The sequence below is a fragment of the Paenibacillus sp. FSL R10-2199 genome (assembly GCF_038000235.1).
GTDB lineage: Bacteria > Bacillota > Bacilli > Paenibacillales > Paenibacillaceae > Paenibacillus_AQ > Paenibacillus_AQ phytohabitans.
Map to the genome: position 1 here is coordinate 3,088,964 of NZ_JBBOBO010000001.1, position 20,084 is coordinate 3,109,047.

Here is a 20,084-nt window from a genome sequence, read left to right on the forward strand (position 1 = left end):
AATTCACCAAAGAAATCAACTAACTTGTTGTTTCTAAAACTTCATTAAAGCTTTCATCATAGTTTTATTTATAGAGATAAAAATATTGAATAAAATTCTATCGTATGAATATACTAGATAAGATCATCAAGGGTAAAAACTGCTGCTAAACAAGACTATTATGGTCTTGTTTTTTTGTTCACTCCTGGTATTGGTTTTCATGTATTTTAACAATTTATATCATTTAGCTATCTCGACGCATCCAATCTTGCAGAAACTCTTTTAAAGGTGTAACTATGTTAAAAAACTCGGGCATTTGAACACAGGCTTGAATCTCACCATAACAATTTATGGTGTTCTCTATAGCTTCGAGTAATCATGCTCTTCATGTAACCCCAAGTATAACTTCAATCCCATTATTGCTCCTTCTTGATTTACTCATACTGGGTAGCTCGAGCGTTGAATAAAGCCCGGTTAGACTGATAACGCTCTTTATCGTATCTTTTGAAAAGATGGGTTGAGATTCCTAATAAGTAGATGATATCTATCTTTTTTCATACAAGTAATTTAATCTATTATATTGGTATTAACTAAATCCTCTGAACTTAAAAGAAGAGATTAAGAGGGCGGAATGTGTGCGGAATGTGTAATGATATGGCCAGGGGGATTAGGGATGGATTATTCTAATCTTTTGCCAGTTCTAAATAAGACTGCAGAAAAATATCGTGTAAAGTTACAAACACTTCTAAAAAATTGTGTAACTTGTCAACCGTATGATGGTGGTGAATTTGGGTGAAGAGACAACTCTTGAAGATATTATGGAAAGTGCTAATTGCCCAGAGAAATATCGTGATGATATTGCCGAACATTTATATTGTCCACACTGTGGTTCTTCGAGTATAGAGCGTTATGGAACGGTTGGAACAGAAGACAGATATAGAGTAGATGAAGAAAAACGGTACTGTAGGATTCTAATTCAATATGCTAACAAGGTAGAGGATTTAGAAGACATCTAGAGATGTACCCATCTTTAGCACTGGATTACACTTTGGGAAGGGGAATTTATAAAGATATAATTCATAAAAGGGCCCAATCGCCAAGTATCTCACCACGTAAATGGACTAGAGCAAGAGTTGGTGACCGACCCAAATGTATTTGACTCAAATGACCTTTATGCTCCTGGGATTGGGATATCCTCTTTTGTGGACAATGTGTTCTTTTTGTTGCTTGTCATTCGTCCAAAATACATTAAGAGGTGGGTGGCGAACACTTCAATCCGCATGAACCGTAAAATCCTTGTTACTTTGACTGTAATCTCTCTCGGACTCTGCACCTTTAATATCTGGCCTCACCATGCCAGCATGAATGAGCACAAAAAAGCTGAAAGCATGGGAATACTCGGCTATGAGCTGTACACGGTTATTGCAGACACAACTGAAAAGGAAGAGTTAATTGACTCTGAAGAAATAACACAGAAAGCTGTGAATGAGCTGAAAGGAATAGAAATCCCGGAAAGTCCGAAGTATTGGGGAATGAACAAGGGGAACAATCTTATCGTTGTCCAAATGGAATCATTTCAGAATTTTCTAATCGGGTTGACCATTGATGGACAGGAGATAACGCCAAATCTAAACAAACTGGTTAAGGAGAACACGTACTTTAACAACTTTTACACAAACGCTGGTCAAGGTACGACCTCTGACGCCGAGTTTGTTGTGAACACTTCCTTCTATGTGCCTGAGAACAAGCCGGCCACTTCTTCTGAATATATGAACAAAAAGGTACCGAGTCTGCCGCGCCTATTGAGGGACAACGGCTATTTCACCTCAACTTTTCATACTAACAGTGTAGACTTCTGGAATCGAGCTGCTTTGTACAAGGCGATCGGCTTCGAGCAATTTTACGACCAGTCTTTTTATGGTGACGAGGATCATATTGCCTTTGGAGCATCTGACGAGGTATTGTTCAGCAAGACAACACAAGAGCTTTCCAGGCTTGATACTGAGGAGCAGCCATTCTATGCGATGGTCATCTCTATGAGCGCTCATCATCCTTTTCATATTCCAGAGGAAAAATATAAGATACAGTTGCCCCCAAACTATGAGGATACGCTTCTCGGAAACTATATCAGAGCACAAAATTATGCGGATTATGCTATCGGCTTATTCTTAGAGGACTTAAAGTCCAGCGGGCTTTGGGAGGATAGCCTGATCGTATTCTACGGAGATCATCAGGGAGTTCCGATGTATACGCTCAGTATAGAAGAAAAGGAACAGCTAAGTTTATTAATCGGACATGAATACGGGTATACCGATATGTTCAACATTCCGTTAATCGTACATTCCCCTGGCGGGCAGCTCCCTCCGGTTATAAGCGGTACCCATTACGCCTATGACTGAGGCAATCCTTCATCACGACAAGATCAAGCAACAGTTTGAACAAAATACACCGTTACCTCGGTTTGGGACTCCTGAAGATATTGCTAATGGAGTAGTATACTTGGCTTCAGATGAGGCTTCATTTGTTACGGGAGCAGAGCTGGTCATTGATGGGGGGACCGCTGCTCTATAAAAAAATAGTGATAACTCAAATAAGAAGCGCTGGATATCCAGCGCTTCTTATTTGAGGAAATTTTGTTTTAGAATCTCTGCAAGCTTCTTCGGGCTTTCCTCACACCCTTGATCGAGCCAGCGTTTCAAGACTGTGGTTAATCCTGCCTGAAAGTAGACAAAATGGTACATCATCTCTTCATCAGAGGTTATTCCTAAGGATTCATAATGAGGAATCATTACATCATGCCACAAAGCCTCAAACCCCTTTTGAATCGGGTATGTATGCTGATTGTGCACAAAATCGCGGTAGAATTTTTGATTACTATATATAAATTCAAAAAAAACTTCTAAATTGCTAATTGAAAGGAAATTGTGTGGCTCCACCATTCCTGCGAATTGCTCTAAGAGATTTTGACTCATATTGACATCAATTTTTTCCATAAGATCAAAAATATCTAAATAGTGAGCATAGAAAGTAGAGCGATTAATCCCTGCTTTTTCACAGAGTTCTTTAACTGAAATTTGGCGGAGTTCACGGCCTTCAAGTAATTCAATTAATGATTGTTGAATTAATAGTTCAGTATCTTTAAAACGTTTATTATTTTTTCGGTTCATCTTTCCTCCTTGAACATTATTCCAACAGATGTTTGATTATTGACGGTTGATGGAGTAATTGTAAAGCTAGATAATTAATTTAGCAAGTTATGCTGTATAGGCCTAAACCGAAAATAATCAGGGAGATGAGAAGCTGATGTCAACAGTACAGGGTAAATTAAATGGAAAAGTAGTATTAATTACAGGAGCCGGCAGCGGGATGGGGTATGCCACGACTAAGTTATTCGTAGAAGAAGGGGCTAAGGTTGTGGCTGTGGATTATTCCGAAGAAGCAATTAAACAGTGGGATAACACAGAGAATGTAATTGCTCTAGTTGGGGATGTTACAGAATTGGAAGATATAGACCGAATGGTTGGTGAGGCCGAACAACAATTTGGTAGACTCGATTGTGTATGTAATATTGCAGGCATCAATGATCTTAGCTATCCCCTAGATGCTACGGATGACGAACGGTGGGACAGAGTTATGGATATCGATCTGAAAGCACCGTTTCGTATTTGCCGAAAAGCTGTGCCTGTTATGATTAAATCAGGTGGGGGCAGTATTGTTAATATTGGCTCCTACGCTTCCGAAAGAGGGAACCATGGTCCTAGTTATACAGCGGCAAAGGCTGGACTCACTGGATTGACCAAAAGCATAGCAGTCGGGTATGGAAAAGAAGGCATTCGCTGCAATATCATTAATCCTGGGGGAACCAACACTAACATCCATAAGAATTCGGGGGGAGCATATCATCCAGCTGGACAAGTATTATCCAAAATTGTGGCAAGCTTCCCTGTGAATAGTTATGGACAACCAGAGGACATTGCAAAGGCTTGTCTGTTCCTCTGTAGTGATGATGCTAAGCAAATAAATGGGGCTGTCCTTGCAGTTGATGGTGGAATGGCTTGCTGTTAAATTATGCCTAAAAAAGAAAGGCTAATTTATAATTAAATACACTAAGGGTTCCAACTTTTGAGTTGGAGCCCTTGTTTATTTTTGTTTTGTTTTATATTCAATTCGAAAGCCTTCAATTTTTTGATAAAGTTGACTTAGCAGAACGGAAGAATATTTTATTAGTCTCCAAAGCTTTCCTGACCATAAGCAGCTATATTGAACGCATTTAAGAAACTTCCAAAGTCACTCCAATCGCCAAATCGGGTAAAGAATAGTAATAACTTACCCGAAGGCGGCGATGAACATGAGAAACGAAGAAATCGAGCGGTTGAATGCAGCGATGAAACAAACCTCGGACAAACGACTCTACGAAAGGTACCTGGCCGTCCGTCTTCGTCTGGAAGGACATACGTTTGAAGAGATCGGCGATCTGCTCAGTCGCGCGCGTCAAACCATCGGCCTCTATTGGAAAGCCTACCAAACGCAAGGTCTGCCTGGCCTGAAGATGGATCATTCCCCTGGACAACCGACAAAACTCACGGAGGAACAGCGAAAACAGTTAGCAGCGATGCTGGAGCAGCAACAACCGGCCGATGTGGGTTTTGAAGCTCGGTATACTTGGACCCTCCCGCTGGTGGCGGAGTGGATCAAACGAGAGTTTGGCATCACAATGAGCGTGCGTGGTATCAGCGCGATGCTCAAACGGATGAACTTCAGTTTTACCAAAGCAACGTATACGCTTGCCAACGCTGACGAGGATGCCCAGGCGTATTTCAAAAAGCACACTTTTGCAGCGCTCAAGAAACAGGTTGAAGCCGAGAAAATCGATCATTTGCTTTTTGAAGACGAATCGATGATCCGGTCCTATCAAGCGCTGCAATACAATTGGTTCCCACGTGGCAGACAACGCAAAGTGCCCACGTACGGCAAACACGAAGGAGCCAAGTTGTTCGGTGCGATTAATTATGAAACCGGGCAGGTGCATCACCGAGAAGAAGAAAAGGCCGATACCGCAGCCTTTATTCGATTTCTTCAGGATCTTCTCTCTGCGTATCCAGGTGGGGAAATCGCCTTGATTCTGGACAACAGCCGGATTCATCATGCTACGGAGTTACAGCCTTTTTTGGCGGATCATCCGCGTCTGGAGTTGGTCTTTCTACCACCTTACAGCCCAAACCTCAATCCGGTTGAAGGGCTATGGCTGTGGCTCAAAGCCGATGTAGTGAACAATGTCTTTTTTGAAAAATTCTATAAGATTAAGTTTCATGTGAGCCAATTTATGAAGCGAATCAATAAGCATCCGCTGGGTACCGTCGATCGTCTGCTTGTTAGGTTATGATCTTAATTGCGGTCTATATAGCTTATTTATTATGAGAAGGATACGTCGCAAACTAAATTATAATATCATTATCTACGTTTCAATTTCGAAAAATTTGGAAAATGTAAATGGAAGAGTGGTTAATAAGTGAGAAAAGACTTTTTATATTGTTGTGTGTATTAAAATGGAACTCTTATTATCTCATTTGGAGAGGGTTTGATTGCCTGATGTCTATTCAATTAAAATTGCTTCCAGCTTCACACGAGGCCACTGAAAAAGTCCATTAAGATCTTTAAGAGACATTCTACACAAAGGGTGTCTCTTTTTTTCGATATACTGAAAGGATCACATTCAAAGGCGGGTGGTCTTCATGCTTCCTGAGCAGCAAAGCTTTATCTTGAGCCCATATATCGAGCTGTACAATATACTCATTCCAAAAGATAACTTGCTGCGACGCATGGACGAGTTTGGTGGACTTTAGCTTTGTTTATGAGGAACTGAACGAAAGGTATTGTCAAGATAATGGTCGAACTGCGGTAGACCCGGTCCGAATGTTTAAATATCTACTGCTCAAATCCATACATTACCTGTCCGACGCCGATCTAGTGGAACGCTCCAAAACTGATTTGTCGTTCAAGTTTTTTCTACATATGGCTCCAGAGGATGAGGTTATTGATCCTAGCCTACTAAGCAAATTTCGCAAGTTACGCCTGAAAGATATGAAGTTGCTCGATTTACTCATAAGTAAAACGGTGGAGATTGCGATTCGAAAAGGTATTATCCGCAGCAAATCCATCATTGTGAACGCGACCCACACGAAAGCTCGATATACCCAAAAGAGTCCGCAAGAAGTACTGCGAGAACGCTCGAAGAAGGTAAGAAAAACGCTTTACGCCTTGGATGAGTCCAGGAAAAGAATCTTTCCGACGAAACCCGTTACGAATGTGCTGGAGGATGAAATGGAGTATTGCCAGCAGCTCATTGCGGTGATTGAGCAAGACGAACGGTTCACGGGACTGCCCAAAGTCAGTGAGGCGTTAAACCTGTTGAAAGAAACGATTATTGACGACGCAGAACATCTGCAAACCTCTACCGATCCCGACGCCAAAGTGGGCCACAAAAGTGCGGACTCCTCCTTTTTCGGGTATAAAACACATATCGCGATGAGCGAAGAACGAATCATTACGGCAGCGACGATTACGACAGGGGAAAAGTCGGACGGGAAAGAGTTACAGACCCTGATTGAAAAAAGCAAGGCCGCAGGCATGAGCGTGGAAACGGTAATTGGAGATACAGCCTATTCCGAAAGAGATAACATTGGGTACAGCACCGAACATGAAATTGAGCTTGTGACCAAATTAAATCCAATGATTACCCAAGGAACCGCAAGAAGGAAGATGAGTTTGAGTATAACAAAGATGCGGGTCTGTATGTCTGTAAGGCCGGGCATATAGCGATACGTAGAGCACGGCAAGGGAAAAAAGGCCGGGGCAAAAACCAAACGAACACTTACCATTTTGATATTGAAAAATGCAAGCGATGTCCACTGAAGGAAGGCTGTTACAAAGAAGGCGCCCAAAGCAAAACGTACTCGGTGAGCATAAAGAGCACCGTGCATGTAAAGTAAGCTGAGTTTCAGGAAAGTGAAATATTTAAGACCAAGGCCAAAGAACGATATAAAATTGAAGCCAAGAATAGTGAACTCAAACACAGACACGGGTACGACGTTGCGTCCTCCTCGGGTTTGGTTGGCATGGAAATTCAGGGAGCCATGGCGATATTCACTGTCAATTTAAAACGAATATTGAAACTCATGGAGTAACCAAAGTTGAAGAAATAGGTGGGAAAATGACGACGTTTATTCGGAGGAACCGAATAGGCGTCGTCTTTTTGATGTGTGTTTGTACTTTTTCTAAGAAACGCTAGTTTTTCAGTGGCCTCACTTCAAGTGGGGGATTCTTTGTTTATTTAGAACTCTCATATTTTTCACATGGAACCAAATTAAGGATAAATATACATTTTTGGCTGCTTAGAAGCCAGCTCCTAGGGAGACTGATTTTGAATCCTCAATTTGTTTTAGTAACTCTGTAAATATTAAGACGGCAATATGATATGCGTTTAGAGCCAAGTAATAGACGCTGTGGAGAGTTGCTAGATTCTACAACGTCAATAATCGCTTTCGCTGTCTTTTTAGAATCTCCCGGTTCCTTTCAAGATTTACGCCATCTACATAGCCAGAACAAGAGGTTGATATTCCTCGCACTAGCTGCTGAGTGGCCCGACCAATTCCGCGGAACCCGCTTGGTTCGATCACGGTCACATAGATGTTGACAGACACCAGCTCTTGGGAAGGTCCTCGAATACACCTACAATAGCATATTTCGATGCGTTGTAATAACCAACGCCTCAGAGAATGGAGCCAAACCCAGATGGAAGAAATAATAATATATCCGGAGCTTTGGTATTCATGGGAGACAAAACAGTATTCCTCATATGCATGAGGGCCCAGCTGTTGATTTCAAACATTTTGCGTGTTTCTACTTCGACAGTTTCCTCAACTGAACTCAAATATCCAATACTTCGTTAGCAGAAATTCTCTCGAGCTGGATTCTTGGTTAAGTTTCCGGAAAACAACTAGGATGAAGATGTCGACAATGCACTAAAGAAGATGTCGACATACAGTTAGTAGCCACGCGTGCAAAGCAATATGATTAAAGAGAACATTAGTGTCTCCCGTTCAGAGACTACGAATTCACTGAGAAGGAAGGTTACAGCATATGGGACAAGTTGCGTTGGATTCAGCACCGCAGGCTAAAGCGAAAGTAAGAAAAAAGAACAATTATAGGAAGTATTCCCCGTTACTCATCATGATGGTTCCTGGTCTTTTATACTTGTTAATCAATAACTATCTTCCAATGATGGGCATCGTCATTGCCTTTAAAGACGTGAATTTTGCCAAAGGTATTCTACAAAGCGATTGGATCGGATTAGACAATTTCGAGTATCTGTTTAAAACATCGGATGCGTACATTATTACCCGGAATACGATTCTATATAATCTAGTGTTCATTGTGCTCGGAACGGTATTATCGCTGGCATCCGCGATTCTGTTGAACGAAATAAAGAACAAGGTGCTGCTGAAGGCGTACCAAAGCATCATCACGTTGCCGCATCTCATCTCGATGGTTATCGTCAGCTACCTGGTATATGCCCTTCTGAGTCCGGAAACGGGGTTCATGAATAAAACGGTCTTGCCATGGTTCGGTATTGAAGAAGGTATCTTATGGTACAACGAAACGAAGTATTGGCCTGCGATTCTGACGGTGGTGCATTTCTGGAAATCAGTCGGATACTCCAGTATCGTATTCTTCGCAGCTCTGCTCGGAATTGACGATGAGTACTATGAGGCGGCAAGGCTTGACGGCGCGAACCGTTGGCAGCAGATTCAGCACATTACATTACCTATGATGACCCCTGTAATCATCATGCTGACGCTGCTTAACGTGGGACGTATTTTCTATTCCGATTTCGGCCTGTTCTACCAGATTCCCATGAACTCCGGACCGCTGTTCGACACGACCGCGACCATAGACACTTACGTCTTCAGAGGTTTAATGGGCTCAGGCGATATCGGCATGTCGACCGCAGCCGGCGTATATCAATCAATCGTCGGATTCGTGCTCGTCATCATGGCGAATTACATCGTACGACGCTATAACAAAGACAATGCACTATTCTAATCGGAGGATGCCTATATGAAAACAGAAAGCAGAAGCTTAACATGGTTTAGTCATATCGCGATGTTCCTGTTCGCCGCAGCTTGCCTCATCCCATTCGTATTGCTGATCTCCGCATCCTTGACGGATCAGGATGCCATCATCGCAAAAGGATATGCCTTCTGGCCGCAAGAATTCAGCACCGATGCCTACAAATATTTATACGACAGTAGAAGGGATATCGCGCAGGCATACGGCGTGACTGTATTTATCACGGTGTTCGGAACGATCATTGGCCTTGCGATGATCGCGCTGCTTGCCTATCCGCTCGCACGCAGCGAAACGCCGCATCGCAATCCCATTATGTTCATCGTTTTCTTCACAATGCTGTTTAACGGCGGCTTAGTGCCCACGTATCTGGTATATACGCAGCTGTTCGACATAAAGAACACGATATGGGCGCTGATTGTCCCAGGGCTCTTGATGAACGGATTCTACGTCATGTTGATGCGTACGTTCTTTCAGACCACCATACCGACTGCACTGCTCGAAGCCGCTCAACTCGACGGTGCAGGGGAGTACCGAACCTTATGGTCCGTCGTTCTCCCGCTGTCGACGCCCGTGCTTGCAACGATCGGATTGTTCCAATCCATCATGTATTGGAACGATTGGCAGAACGGCATGGTATATATCACGAATCCGAATTACTTCAGTATCCAAAATCTGTTGAACCGCATTATGCAGGATATTCAGTTTATCACGACCAGCATGACTAGCAGCGATGCAGGAGACGCCATGCAACAGCTTCCGTCCGACTCGGTGAAAATGGCCATTGCAGTTATCGGCGTCCTTCCTATCCTGATCGCGTATCCTTTTTTCCAGAAGTACTTTATCAAGGGAATCATGATCGGGGCCGTGAAGGGCTGATCGATCGAAAAAGAGGTATGGAGAAATGAAGTATGTATGCAATCCAATCCATATAGCATACAAGTATCAGTTAACCAACGCCAGGGGGACGATGGTTGCATACCGAGAAGCCGCAGTTCCCTCGATGATTAGGTTTCATGGGAGATATTATCTCTTTTCCTCCATGAATGTCGGGCTTCCATGTAAGCGATAATCTTACGGTGGGAATTCCATCCCCTGAAGGATGTCCCCATTTATGATTATGCCCGATCGTTCACAGTTATATGGTATTCGGCAGCAATCAGCTAACGATTAAAGCATTAATCAAATGCCAACCGATCTATGTAAGAGTAGATGTCTTCAATGTGACAGGGATAACCGAAGGCAATGTGTACAAAGCTATCGACTAAGGATTAGCATCAGTCATTCGGCAAATGTCCGAAACGCCATAACTGGGGAGTCATTCTGGTTATGGCGTTCGGGCATTCTTTACTTGTATGATGGTGTAAACTGAGATGTAAGGAGCCGGTTAACATGATCAATCGGAAATGGCTGGGATCGAACAATTCCCTGCCGATGAAGTTAGCGCTTAGCGTATTGATAATGACGCTACCGCTGGTCGGCATGCTGCTCTACAACAACTTCTATGCCATTCAAGTCGTGCGGGAACAAGTTGCCTTATCCTACTATGAGACGCTGAGCCACAATATGAATCAAATTGACGATGCTTTGAACGCCGTGGATGCTTACATGAATACGATCGCATTCAGCAGCGAGTTGTTGTCTGTCGGACAGAATGTGACGGATGAAGATTATTACGCTGAAAAGTACTATCTGTTTAACAAGCTTAAAGATGATATTGCGTTGTATCCAATCCTGAATGCGTTCGTCGTATATGAGGAGGATAGGCAAGACTTTTTGGACGTCCCCAGTAATAGGGATTTTTCGTTCGAAGAAATGGAACATGTGAAGGATTTTATCGCGGAACTGATTCATAGCGGCGAGTATTCAAAGGATAAAATAACGAAACGGTGGCAGAACTACGAAATTGGACAGGATAACTATCTCATTGATATCGTTCAAGCAGGGGACGCATATCTAAGTGCATGGATTCGATCGGATAAGTTGGTCTCACCGCCACAGTCGCTGAAGACGGGGAAGGAAACGGAAATCTTGCTCGCTAACGATCAGGGAGAAGCGATCACAAATACAACCGCTATTCTCGACAATGGGATCGATTTGCGTGAGGATATGGATAGTTATTATTTATCCGGTACAGATCAGAAATTCCTGGTGGTAGACGGACGTTCCGCTATGGGGGATTTCAGTTTGGTCACCTTAATTCCGGATCAAAACATATTGAGCAACCTACCGTACCTTCAACGGATCATCTGGCTGATCATGTTCGGAGCGTTGATTTTCATCCCGCTTGGCCTCTATTTATTAAGAAAGTCATTCTTGGTCCCTTTAAACCGAATTCTGGTTGCTATGAAGCGAGTCCGCGAAGGAGATTGGAGCATTCAGGTCGATATGGGCAAGACGTCTTCCGAATTTACGATTCTGGGCCAGTCGTTCAATGCCATGATGACAGAGATTCAGAAGCTACGCGTGGATGTCTTCGAAGAACAATTGAATAAACAGCGGGAAGAGTTGCAGCGCTTACAGCAGCAAGTAAACCCCCACTTTTTCCTTAATGCCTTGAATATTGTATACAACCTGGCGAAGGTCAAGAACTATGGGGCGATACTGGAGATGATCGAATCCTTGATGCATTATTTCCGGTTCTTGTTCCGCAGCACGACTTCATTCGTGAAGCTCAGGGACGAGCTAGAGCATACCCGGAACTATCTGAAAATCCAGAACATGCGATTTCCGGGTCAATTGACCTGGAGTATCTCTGTACCCGAATATTTGATGGATATACCTGTGCCCCCTCTCATTATCCAGTCGATTGTAGAGAATTCGATCAAGCACGCCGTCACGTTGGATGATCCGCTACACATTACCGTGCAGATCGATTTCTTCGACAAAGAAGTAGGTTCGAGGATGATGATAAGCATTAAGGATACTGGCTGCGGATTCGGCAGACAGGTGCTGAGCGAACTACAAGAGGGAAAGAGCATCCAAAATGACAAGGGAGAGCATACCGGCATATGGAATGTGCAGCGCCGTGTATGCCTGTTATATGACGAATCTGTATCCATTCACTTCGATAACGACGAGGAGACCGGCGGTGCCAAAGTGGATATGATTCTTCCTACCGATCCGAGAATGGAGGAAATGACATGACCTATCAAATTCTTCTAGTTGACGACGAAGCGCATGCCATTGAAGGCGTCAAATCGGATCTAGACCTGAACAAATTAGGAATCACGGGATTGTTCACGGCTAACAACATCAGGCAGGCGAAAGAGGTGTTTGAGCGGGAATACATCGATATCATGCTCTGCGATATCGAAATGCCGAAAGGCAACGGATTGGAGCTGTTAGAATGGGTTCGGGAGCATCATCCGATTACGGAAACGATCTTTCTGACGAGTCATGCCGATTTCAAATATGCAAGGGCTGCCCTGCAGCTCGGGAGTCTCGATTATTTGTTGAAGCCTGTGCGTGCCGCCGATCTGGAAGGTGCGATTCGCAAAGCGCAAAGCGCGATTGACCGCAGCACCGAGATCAACAAGTCTCACCAGTTCCATCAATTTTGGGTAAAGCATCATTCTCTGATCATCGAGCATTTCTGGTTCAATCTTGTTAACCATTCGACAACGATCCAACCGGCTGCGGTCCGCGAATTGATCGAGCGTCACCATATCCCGTTTACGGAAGAATCGATCTTTCTTCCGATCTTAATTAGCGTCCATAGATGGAACAAACCGTTGAAGCGAAGCGATGAGAAGATTTTGGAATACGCCTTAAAGAACACGGCGGAAGAGATCATTCTGAACAGCCATGGTAATGGCATTTGTTTTCATCTAGAGCCGGGAATGCTTCTTGTCATCGTTTCGGCCGAGCCCGCGACCGAGTGGAGCCCTGATCGGTTTCAAGAGGCCTGCTTGCAATATATCAATGCCTGCCATCGTTATTTCTATTGCGATCTTTCTTGTTATATCGGCAGGCCCGTACAAGCGCATGAGATGGCCGAAATCGTGGCTGACTTAAGGGTACAGGACCGAAATAACGTAGCTTTCGAAAACCAAGTCCACACTTACCTGGATACCAAGCATTCGGATCGGCTGATCACATTACCTGACTCTAGCGTTTTGTCTTCATTGTTGAAAGCTGGGAAGAAGGAAGCCGTTATTCACGAATTGGAGTCGTATCTTGCAGAACGCGTTCGGGACCATGGAATGGATGCCAGGGCGCTACATCAAATTAACCAGTCCTTTATGCAGATGCTCTATTCCCATCTCAATAGTAAAGGGATCCAGGCGAACCAATTGTTCGGAGACGACTTGTCGAAGCTCATGGCGGAGACGGCAGGTCGTTCCGTAACAGATACAATGGCCTGGGTCGAGCATGCCGTCGGCAAGGCGATGAATCAGTCGGAAACGATTCAGGAGACCGATACGCTCATCCAGACCGTCAAACAGTATATTGCCCTTAACATTGATCAAGACCTATCACGGGAAATGGTTGCTGAACAAGTGTTCCTGCATCCCGATCATCTGACTAGAATTTTCAAAAAACATACGGGACAATCCATATTCGAGTATATCATCCTGAAAAGGATTCGCATTGCCAAAGAGTTATTGCTCCAAACGGACAACCCGATCAGTGACATTGCAACAGCTATAGGGTATTCCAGTTTTTCCCATTTTTCGAAATTATTCAAGAAATATACCGATCTGGGCCCGAACGACTACAGAAATCATTATCGAGGTAAATAGGATGTCGAGAAAGCGCTATCAGAGAAGTCGAGATCGAGTTAGCCTGAATATTCGCAGGGAGCTAATATGAAGAGGCAACAAACCATTATCTCAATCAGGGGGAAGTATCATGAGAAGGAAAGTAAAATTAGCTAGTTTATTGCTTGCAGTATTCATGTTGGTCAGCATGCTTGCCGCTTGTGCGTCAAACAACAAGGGTGAGGGAAACATTGCACCTGATTCTTCTTCGACTTCCAATGGGGAGAACGCCGGACAAGCTAATGAAGGCGGGGATGACGCCACGAAAGACCCGTATGAAATCACGTTAGCAATGCCGATCTTCGGTACAGTCCCGAAAGACATGGAAGCAGTTCAAGCCGAGATCAACAAAATTACGCAAGCCAAAATCAATGCGACGGTGAAAATTCTCCCCATCAGCATCGGCGCATGGCAGCAACAAATGAATCTCATGATGTCCGGCGGCGAAAAGCTGGATTTAGCGTTTACTTTCGGTTCAGGCTATCCGACTCAAGCTGCAAACGGACAGATCATTCCTATGGATGACCTGTTGTCCAAATACGGTTCGGGAATCGTGCAAGCGGTTGGGGCTGAATATTTACAGAGCGCCGAAGTCGACGGCAAGATTTATGGCGTGCCTACGATTCACGATTATGCGGGGAAAAGCGGAATAATGATGAGGAAGGACCTGGTCGAGAAGCATAACATCGATGTGGCTTCCATTAAGACACTGGATGACTTGGACAACGTGTTTAAGACCATTAAGGACAATGAATCTGGAATAGTTGCACTTGGAATCGGATTAGGCGGCGTTACCTCCACTTATCTAACGTATGATTCGCTGGGTAACCATATTGGCGTATTGCCTGGATTCGATAACGGGCTGAAAGTGGAGAATTACTTCGAATCCGATGAATACGAAAGTCTGGTCAATAAGTTGCATGACTGGTTCAAGGCAGGCTATGTGAATAAGGACGCGGCAACGGCTCAGGTTCCGGAATCGAATCTTGTGAAATCCGGCAGCTCATTTTCCTACTTCGTGAATTATCATCCGGGCATGCAGGGTTCACAAGAGCGTCAGATCGGGCAAGAATTGATATTCGTTGAGTTGCAGCCGGATCATTATGCGACGACTTCGAAAGTAATGGCCGGGTTGTGGGCGATCAGCCAAAACTCCAATAATCCGGAACGTGCCATGATGTTCTTGGACCTCATGTATACGGACAAAGATATCACTAACCTTATGATGTGGGGAATCGAGGGCCAACATTATGTGAAGGTAACGGATACGACCATCGATTATCCGGCCGGCATCGATGCGACTACAGTTGGCTATCGCAACGAATCCTGGTTAATGGGCAATGCTTTCCTGACTTACCTCATGAAGTCGGAAGATCCTGAAACTTGGAACTTAACTAAGGCATATAATGATAGCGCCATTAGATCGAAAGCGCTTGGCTTCGCATTCAACACAGAGCCGGTCAAGAACGAAATCACGGCTATCAATAACGTCATGCAACAATACCGGAAGGTTCTGGAGACCGGCACGGTTGATCCTGCTAAGAAGCTGCAAGAGTTCATAGATAAATTGAAAACGGCTGGGATCGATAAAGTAATCGCAGAGAAGCAAAAGCAGTTGGATGCTTGGGTGGCTGCGAAAGAACAACACTAAGATTGTAAGGCTGCTCCCTCTAAACAGTGGGAGCGGCCTTTATTTTCGTTTTGAGTAAACGTATCGTTAAAGATGTCGAGATATCGCCATTGAGAAAGTCGCTTTTACGTTAGTTGACTTGTTCTGCTTCCCCTACAATTAAAGTAGTATCAGAGAAGTAAAACTATATTAATTCTGCATGGAGGGATGTACAAAATGACACTTCAATTTCCTGCCGGGTTCCTGTTCGGGGCATCAACCGCCGCACATCAGGTAGAAGGCAATAATACGAATTCCGATTTTTGGCTCATGGAACATTTGGAGGTAACCTCGTTCAAAGAGCCATCGGGGGATGCCGTAGACCATTATCGGCTGTACCGCGAAGATATCGCTATGCTGGCCGGATTCGGACTGAATGCATACCGCTTCTCCATCGAATGGGCAAGAATCGAGCCTGAAGAGGGCAAATTCGACGAAGAAGCGATCGAGCATTACCGCGATGTTCTAAGAACCTGCAAGGCATTCAGGATTACGCCGATCGTGACGCTCCATCACTTTAGCTCTCCGGCATGGCTCATTCGCGAAGGGGGCTGGGAATCAGAGAAGACGCCTGAACGCTTCGCCCGTTACTGCGGTTACGTCATTAGGGAACTGGGCGAAATGATTCCTTACGCATGCACAATCAATGAGGCGAACGGCGCAATTGGCATCGCCAAAATAATAAAGCAATTCCAATCGGCATCTTCTACCGCGCAAGTCGGCATTAATATCGATTTTGCAAACCGAATGAAAGAATATTACATGGTTTTAGGGAATGCGTTCGGTATATCACCGCAAGATGTCCACCCGTTTCTAGCACCTCGAACGGAGAGGGGGTTGCAGATTATATTCCAAGCGCATGAAGAGGCAAGACGGACAATGAAGCAAATTCGGCCGGAAATCCTGATCGGAATTACGCTGTCGCTCTTTGATTTCCAAAGCGTCTCCGGCGGCGAAGAGCATGCGGAGCATGCCCTTCAGGAGGAATTCCAACAATTCTTGCCTTATTTGAAGGATGATGATTTCTTCGGACTTCAAAATTATACCAGAGAAATATACGGTCCTGACGGTCAACTGCCGGTTCCGGAGGATGCGGAGAAAACGCAGATGGGTTACGAATATTATCCGCAAGGGTTAGAGTCCGTTATCCGTTACGTATCCAAAAATCTGGATATGCCGATATTCGTTACGGAGAACGGCGTGGGAACAGACAATGACGAGAGACGCGTGGCTTTCATTGATCAAGCTTTGAAGGGCGTTCATGCTTGCGTGTCCGACGGGATCCCGGTCAAGGGTTATATGCATTGGTCGCTGCTGGACAATTTCGAATGGCAGCTCGGCTACTCCAAGACGTTCGGGCTCGTGGCAGTGGACCGGTCGACGCAGAAGCGCATACCCAAGCCAAGTGCCTACCATCTTGGGAGCATTGCACAGAGGGGAGCTTTGCAATCATGATCCGCGATTTGAACGCATTAATTGCCGAAATGACGGTAGAGGAGAAGGCGTCCCTATGCTCGGGCATGAACAGATGGAAGACGGAATCGCTCGACGGACTGGGCATACCGTCCATGATCGTGAGCGACGGACCACATGGTGTGAGAAACCCGAACAGGGAAGACGATTTCGGGATGCATGACGTGACAGACAATCGACCTAGCACTTGTTATCCGACCGCTTCCGCATTGGCATCGTCGTGGGACAGAAAGTTGATGTTCGAAGTCGGAGAAGCGCTGGCTAAGGAAGCGAAAGTGCTAGATATTCAGATCCTGCTCGGCCCAGGCGTCAACATGAAGCGTTCGCCTCTTGGCGGGAGAAACTTCGAATATTTTTCAGAGGACCCGTATTTGGCTGGGGAGCTCGGAACCGCATACGTTAAGGGACTCCAGAATCAAGGCGTCGGAGCCAGCGTGAAGCATTATGCATGCAACAACCAGGAACACGAAAGGATGAGCATCAGCGCGGAAGTCGATGAGCGGGCGCTTCGTGAAATCTACTTACCCGCATTCGAGAAGATCGTCAAGGAAGCGAAGCCATGGTCGATCATGGCCGCTTATAACAAAGTGAACGGTCAATTCGCGACAGAGAATCCCTACTTATTACGAGAGATCTTGAAAGACGAATGGGGTTATGAAGGAATCGTATTGTCCGATTGGGGGGCGACGAGCGATCGGGTCAATGCTCTTTCTGCCGGACTCGATCTGGAGATGCCGGGCCCTTCTCCAGCGAACGATAAGAGGATCGTCGAAGCGGTCAAATCGGGACAACTCGATGAGCAAGTCTTGGACGACGCCGTACGTAGAATTCTTCGTATCCTGTTCCAAGCGTTGGGTCGGCGGGATACCGGTTCTGCAGTCGATTATGAGGCACACCACTTGTTGGCTAAGAAAGCCGCGGTAAGCAGCATCGTTCTCTTAAAGAATGAGGACAATTTGCTTCCGCTGGACGCGAACGGGACGTCATCCGTTGCGGTCATCGGGCAAATGGCGGTTCAACCCCGCTTTCAAGGGGGCGGAAGCTCGAAGGTCAACGCGACCCAAATCGATATTCCGTTCGATCACATCTTATCTCATGCTGGAGAAACGGTTGGAGTGGTATATGCTCAGGGCTATTCGTTGGAAGACGAGCTTATGAGCCAGACACTGCTGGAAGGAGCTGTTCGAGCCGCAAAGGGCTCCGAGGCTGTCGTGCTGTTCCTCGGACTGCCGGATAAGATGGAATCGGAAGGTTACGATAGAGCGCATATCGATTTGCCTGACGATCAAGTCACGCTACTGCGAGAGGTTGCGAATGTTAACGACAAAATCATTGTCGTTTTAAGCAACGGATCGGCAACATCGATGTCTTGGATCGATGATGCGAAGGCAGTTCTGGAAGGCTGGCTATCCGGTCAGGCAAGCGGCTCTGCCATTGCCGATATCTTGTTCGGGAAAGCGAATCCGGCCGGGAAACTGCAGGAGACGTTCGCTTGTCAAGTGGAAGACAATCCATCATACCTTAATTTTCCAGGAGAAGAAGGGAAGGTCGAATACCGGGAAGGCATCTTCGTTGGTTACCGCTATTATGACAAGAAGAATATGCCGGTGCTGTTCCCGTTCGGGCATGGATTATCTTATACGTCGTTCGACTATGCAAATCTGCGTCTTAGCGGGGATACGGTAAAGGATATGGACGGCCTGATAGTTGAAGCCGACATTACAAATATCGGCACAATGGAAGGCGCAGAAATCGTGCAGTTGTACGTGATGAATGCGAAGGCCAAATTAATCAGGCCTGAGAAAGAGCTAAAAGGCTTCGAGAAAGTCAACCTGCGTCCAGGCGAAACGACAACTATTCGTATCCGGCTGGAGAAAAGGGATTTTTCCTACTATGACCCAACCCGGAAGAAATGGGTGATGGAGACGGGCAAGTTCGAAGTTTGTCTGGGCAAATCATCGAGAGATATTTGCCTGAGACAAGCCGTAACCGTGGTATCCACGGATAAACTGGAAATAACTTTAACCGGCGATAGTCTTGTGAAAGACTGGGTAACATCGATTCACGGAAAACGAACCTTGTTCGCGATCTTGTCCGAGGAGAACATGAAGGAGCAAATCGAAAACGCGCTTCAAGGCGATCATGCGGAAATGGTACTGGGCATGCCGATGCGAAAGATGTTCTACTTCGATCCGAACCGTGCGGAGAGAGCGGATCAGATTATTGAGCGGCTGCTGATTCGGTTGAAGGAGGAGTCCTAGAAGAATGGGACGCGCGAACGGAAAAGTCGCAATCATAACTGGTGCCGGAAGCGGCATCGGAAGGGCTAGCGCAATTCTGTTGGCTCGAGAAGGTGCTAAAGTCGTATTAACGGACATTCACTCGGAGAACTTGCACGTCGCAGCCGAAGAAATCGGGGCCTCGCATGGCGAAGTGATCACATTTACGCATAACGTTGCCGTAGAGGAAGATTGGATATCCATCATGTCGAAGACAATTTACGCCTATGGGAAGGTTAACGTGCTTGTGAATAGCGCAGGCAGTAGCAGCAAATCGGATACGACGGATGAATGGAAACGCGTGCTGGATATTAATCTGACGGGAAGCTACTTGGGAATGAAGCACGCCATACCGTTCATGAAGCAGGCTGGCGGCGGTTCAATCGTGAACATCGCCTCCCTTGCTGGACTCGTCGGAGGAGGGTTCAACGGTTATGCCGCATCCAAAGGCGGAATCCGCGCTATCTCCAGAGCGGCGGCCGTAGATAATGCAAAGGACAATATTAGGGTAAATTCCGTCTACCCTTGCTGATCATTACACCAATGACGGAAGGCATCCTTCTCCATGAACAGCTGAAGAAGAAGTTCGAGGAGAGGACGCCGCTGCCGCGCTTCGGTACGGCGAACGATATCGCAAACGGTATATTGTACCTAGCGTCAGATGAAGCATCGTTCGTAACGGGTACAGAGCTAGTCATCGACGGGGGCACAACCGCTTCATGACGATTGCCGTCCACACTGGAATGGAGAGAATCCGTTGGTGAATACCGCACGTAATTTAGTAACTAATAGGAC

At 45.5% G+C, this 20,084-nt stretch carries 13 protein-coding genes and 2 pseudogenes; 14 read left to right on the top strand and 1 reads right to left on the bottom strand.

All coding sequences use genetic code 11. From position 1 onward, the window contains the following. The first annotated feature begins 752 nt into the window (after nt 1-752). The 3 genes from NYE33_RS13460 to NYE33_RS13470 all read left to right on the top strand — a co-directional run bounded on the left by NYE33_RS13460 (nt 753) and on the right by NYE33_RS13470 (nt 2,550). A complete protein-coding gene (locus NYE33_RS13460) occupies nt 753-995 on the top strand; it encodes a hypothetical protein (RefSeq protein ID WP_341066077.1) in 243 nt (80 codons plus the stop codon). A gap of 345 nt (nt 996-1,340) precedes the next feature. Continuing rightward, nucleotides 1,341-2,378: an LTA synthase family protein gene (locus NYE33_RS13465; protein ID WP_341066078.1), complete on the top strand. Its 1,038-nt coding sequence runs from the start codon at nt 1,341-1,343 to the stop codon at nt 2,376-2,378. After that, nucleotides 2,371-2,550 (top strand): SDR family oxidoreductase, encoded by a 180-nt coding sequence (locus NYE33_RS13470; protein ID WP_042139215.1) that lies wholly within the window; start codon nt 2,371-2,373, stop codon nt 2,548-2,550. Before NYE33_RS13465 ends, NYE33_RS13470 begins: the two co-directional genes overlap by 8 nt. A 47-nt stretch (nt 2,551-2,597) precedes the next feature. Here the strand turns inward: NYE33_RS13470 and NYE33_RS13475 are convergent, their stop codons facing one another. Further along, on the bottom strand, nt 2,598-3,146 hold the full coding sequence (locus NYE33_RS13475) for a TetR/AcrR family transcriptional regulator (protein ID WP_042139214.1): 549 nt from the start codon (nt 3,144-3,146) through the stop codon (nt 2,598-2,600). A 136-nt stretch (nt 3,147-3,282) separates the two neighbouring features. On the opposite strand from NYE33_RS13475, the gene NYE33_RS13480 reads away from it, so the two are divergent. The 11 genes and pseudogenes from NYE33_RS13480 (at nt 3,283) to NYE33_RS13530 (ending at nt 20,012) form a co-directional block, all read left to right on the top strand. Further along, the gene (locus NYE33_RS13480) at nt 3,283-4,044 is read left to right on the top strand and encodes an SDR family NAD(P)-dependent oxidoreductase (RefSeq protein WP_042139213.1); all 762 of its coding nucleotides are present in this window, start codon (nt 3,283-3,285) and stop codon (nt 4,042-4,044) included. A gap of 277 nt (nt 4,045-4,321) precedes the next feature. Then, entirely contained in the window at nt 4,322-5,362 is a 1,041-nt protein-coding gene (locus tag NYE33_RS13485) for an IS630 family transposase (RefSeq protein WP_081970138.1), read from the top strand. A gap of 349 nt (nt 5,363-5,711) precedes the next feature. Beyond that, a pseudogene (locus NYE33_RS13490) lies at nt 5,712-7,163 on the top strand (IS1182 family transposase). 1,045 nt (nt 7,164-8,208) lie between these two features. Then, nucleotides 8,209-9,081: an ABC transporter permease gene (locus NYE33_RS13495; protein ID WP_042141500.1), complete on the top strand. Its 873-nt coding sequence runs from the start codon at nt 8,209-8,211 to the stop codon at nt 9,079-9,081. Nucleotides 9,082-9,096: 15 nt separating this feature from the next. Beyond that, on the top strand, nt 9,097-9,984 hold the full coding sequence (locus NYE33_RS13500; protein WP_042139211.1) for a carbohydrate ABC transporter permease: 888 nt from the start codon (nt 9,097-9,099) through the stop codon (nt 9,982-9,984). Between the two features lie 513 nt (nt 9,985-10,497). Next, complete coding sequence (locus NYE33_RS13505; RefSeq protein WP_042139210.1) at nt 10,498-12,252, top strand: sensor histidine kinase; 1,755 nt, start codon at nt 10,498-10,500, stop codon at nt 12,250-12,252. Next, nucleotides 12,249-13,850, top strand: a complete 1,602-nt coding sequence (locus NYE33_RS13510; protein ID WP_042139209.1) for a response regulator — start codon at nt 12,249-12,251, stop codon at nt 13,848-13,850. Before NYE33_RS13505 ends, NYE33_RS13510 begins: the two co-directional genes overlap by 4 nt. A gap of 109 nt (nt 13,851-13,959) precedes the next feature. Next, the gene (locus NYE33_RS13515; protein ID WP_042139208.1) at nt 13,960-15,519 is read left to right on the top strand and encodes an ABC transporter substrate-binding protein; all 1,560 of its coding nucleotides are present in this window, start codon (nt 13,960-13,962) and stop codon (nt 15,517-15,519) included. Nucleotides 15,520-15,714: 195 nt separating this feature from the next. Then, complete coding sequence (locus NYE33_RS13520) at nt 15,715-16,992, top strand: glycoside hydrolase family 1 protein (RefSeq protein WP_042139207.1); 1,278 nt, start codon at nt 15,715-15,717, stop codon at nt 16,990-16,992. Then, nucleotides 16,989-19,271 (top strand): beta-glucosidase family protein, encoded by a 2,283-nt coding sequence (locus NYE33_RS13525; protein ID WP_042139206.1) that lies wholly within the window; start codon nt 16,989-16,991, stop codon nt 19,269-19,271. The genes NYE33_RS13520 and NYE33_RS13525 overlap by 4 nt, the downstream gene beginning before the upstream one ends. Nucleotides 19,272-19,275: 4 nt before the next feature. Continuing rightward, nucleotides 19,276-20,012: pseudogene (locus NYE33_RS13530) on the top strand (SDR family NAD(P)-dependent oxidoreductase). Nucleotides 20,013-20,084 lie beyond the last annotated feature (72 nt).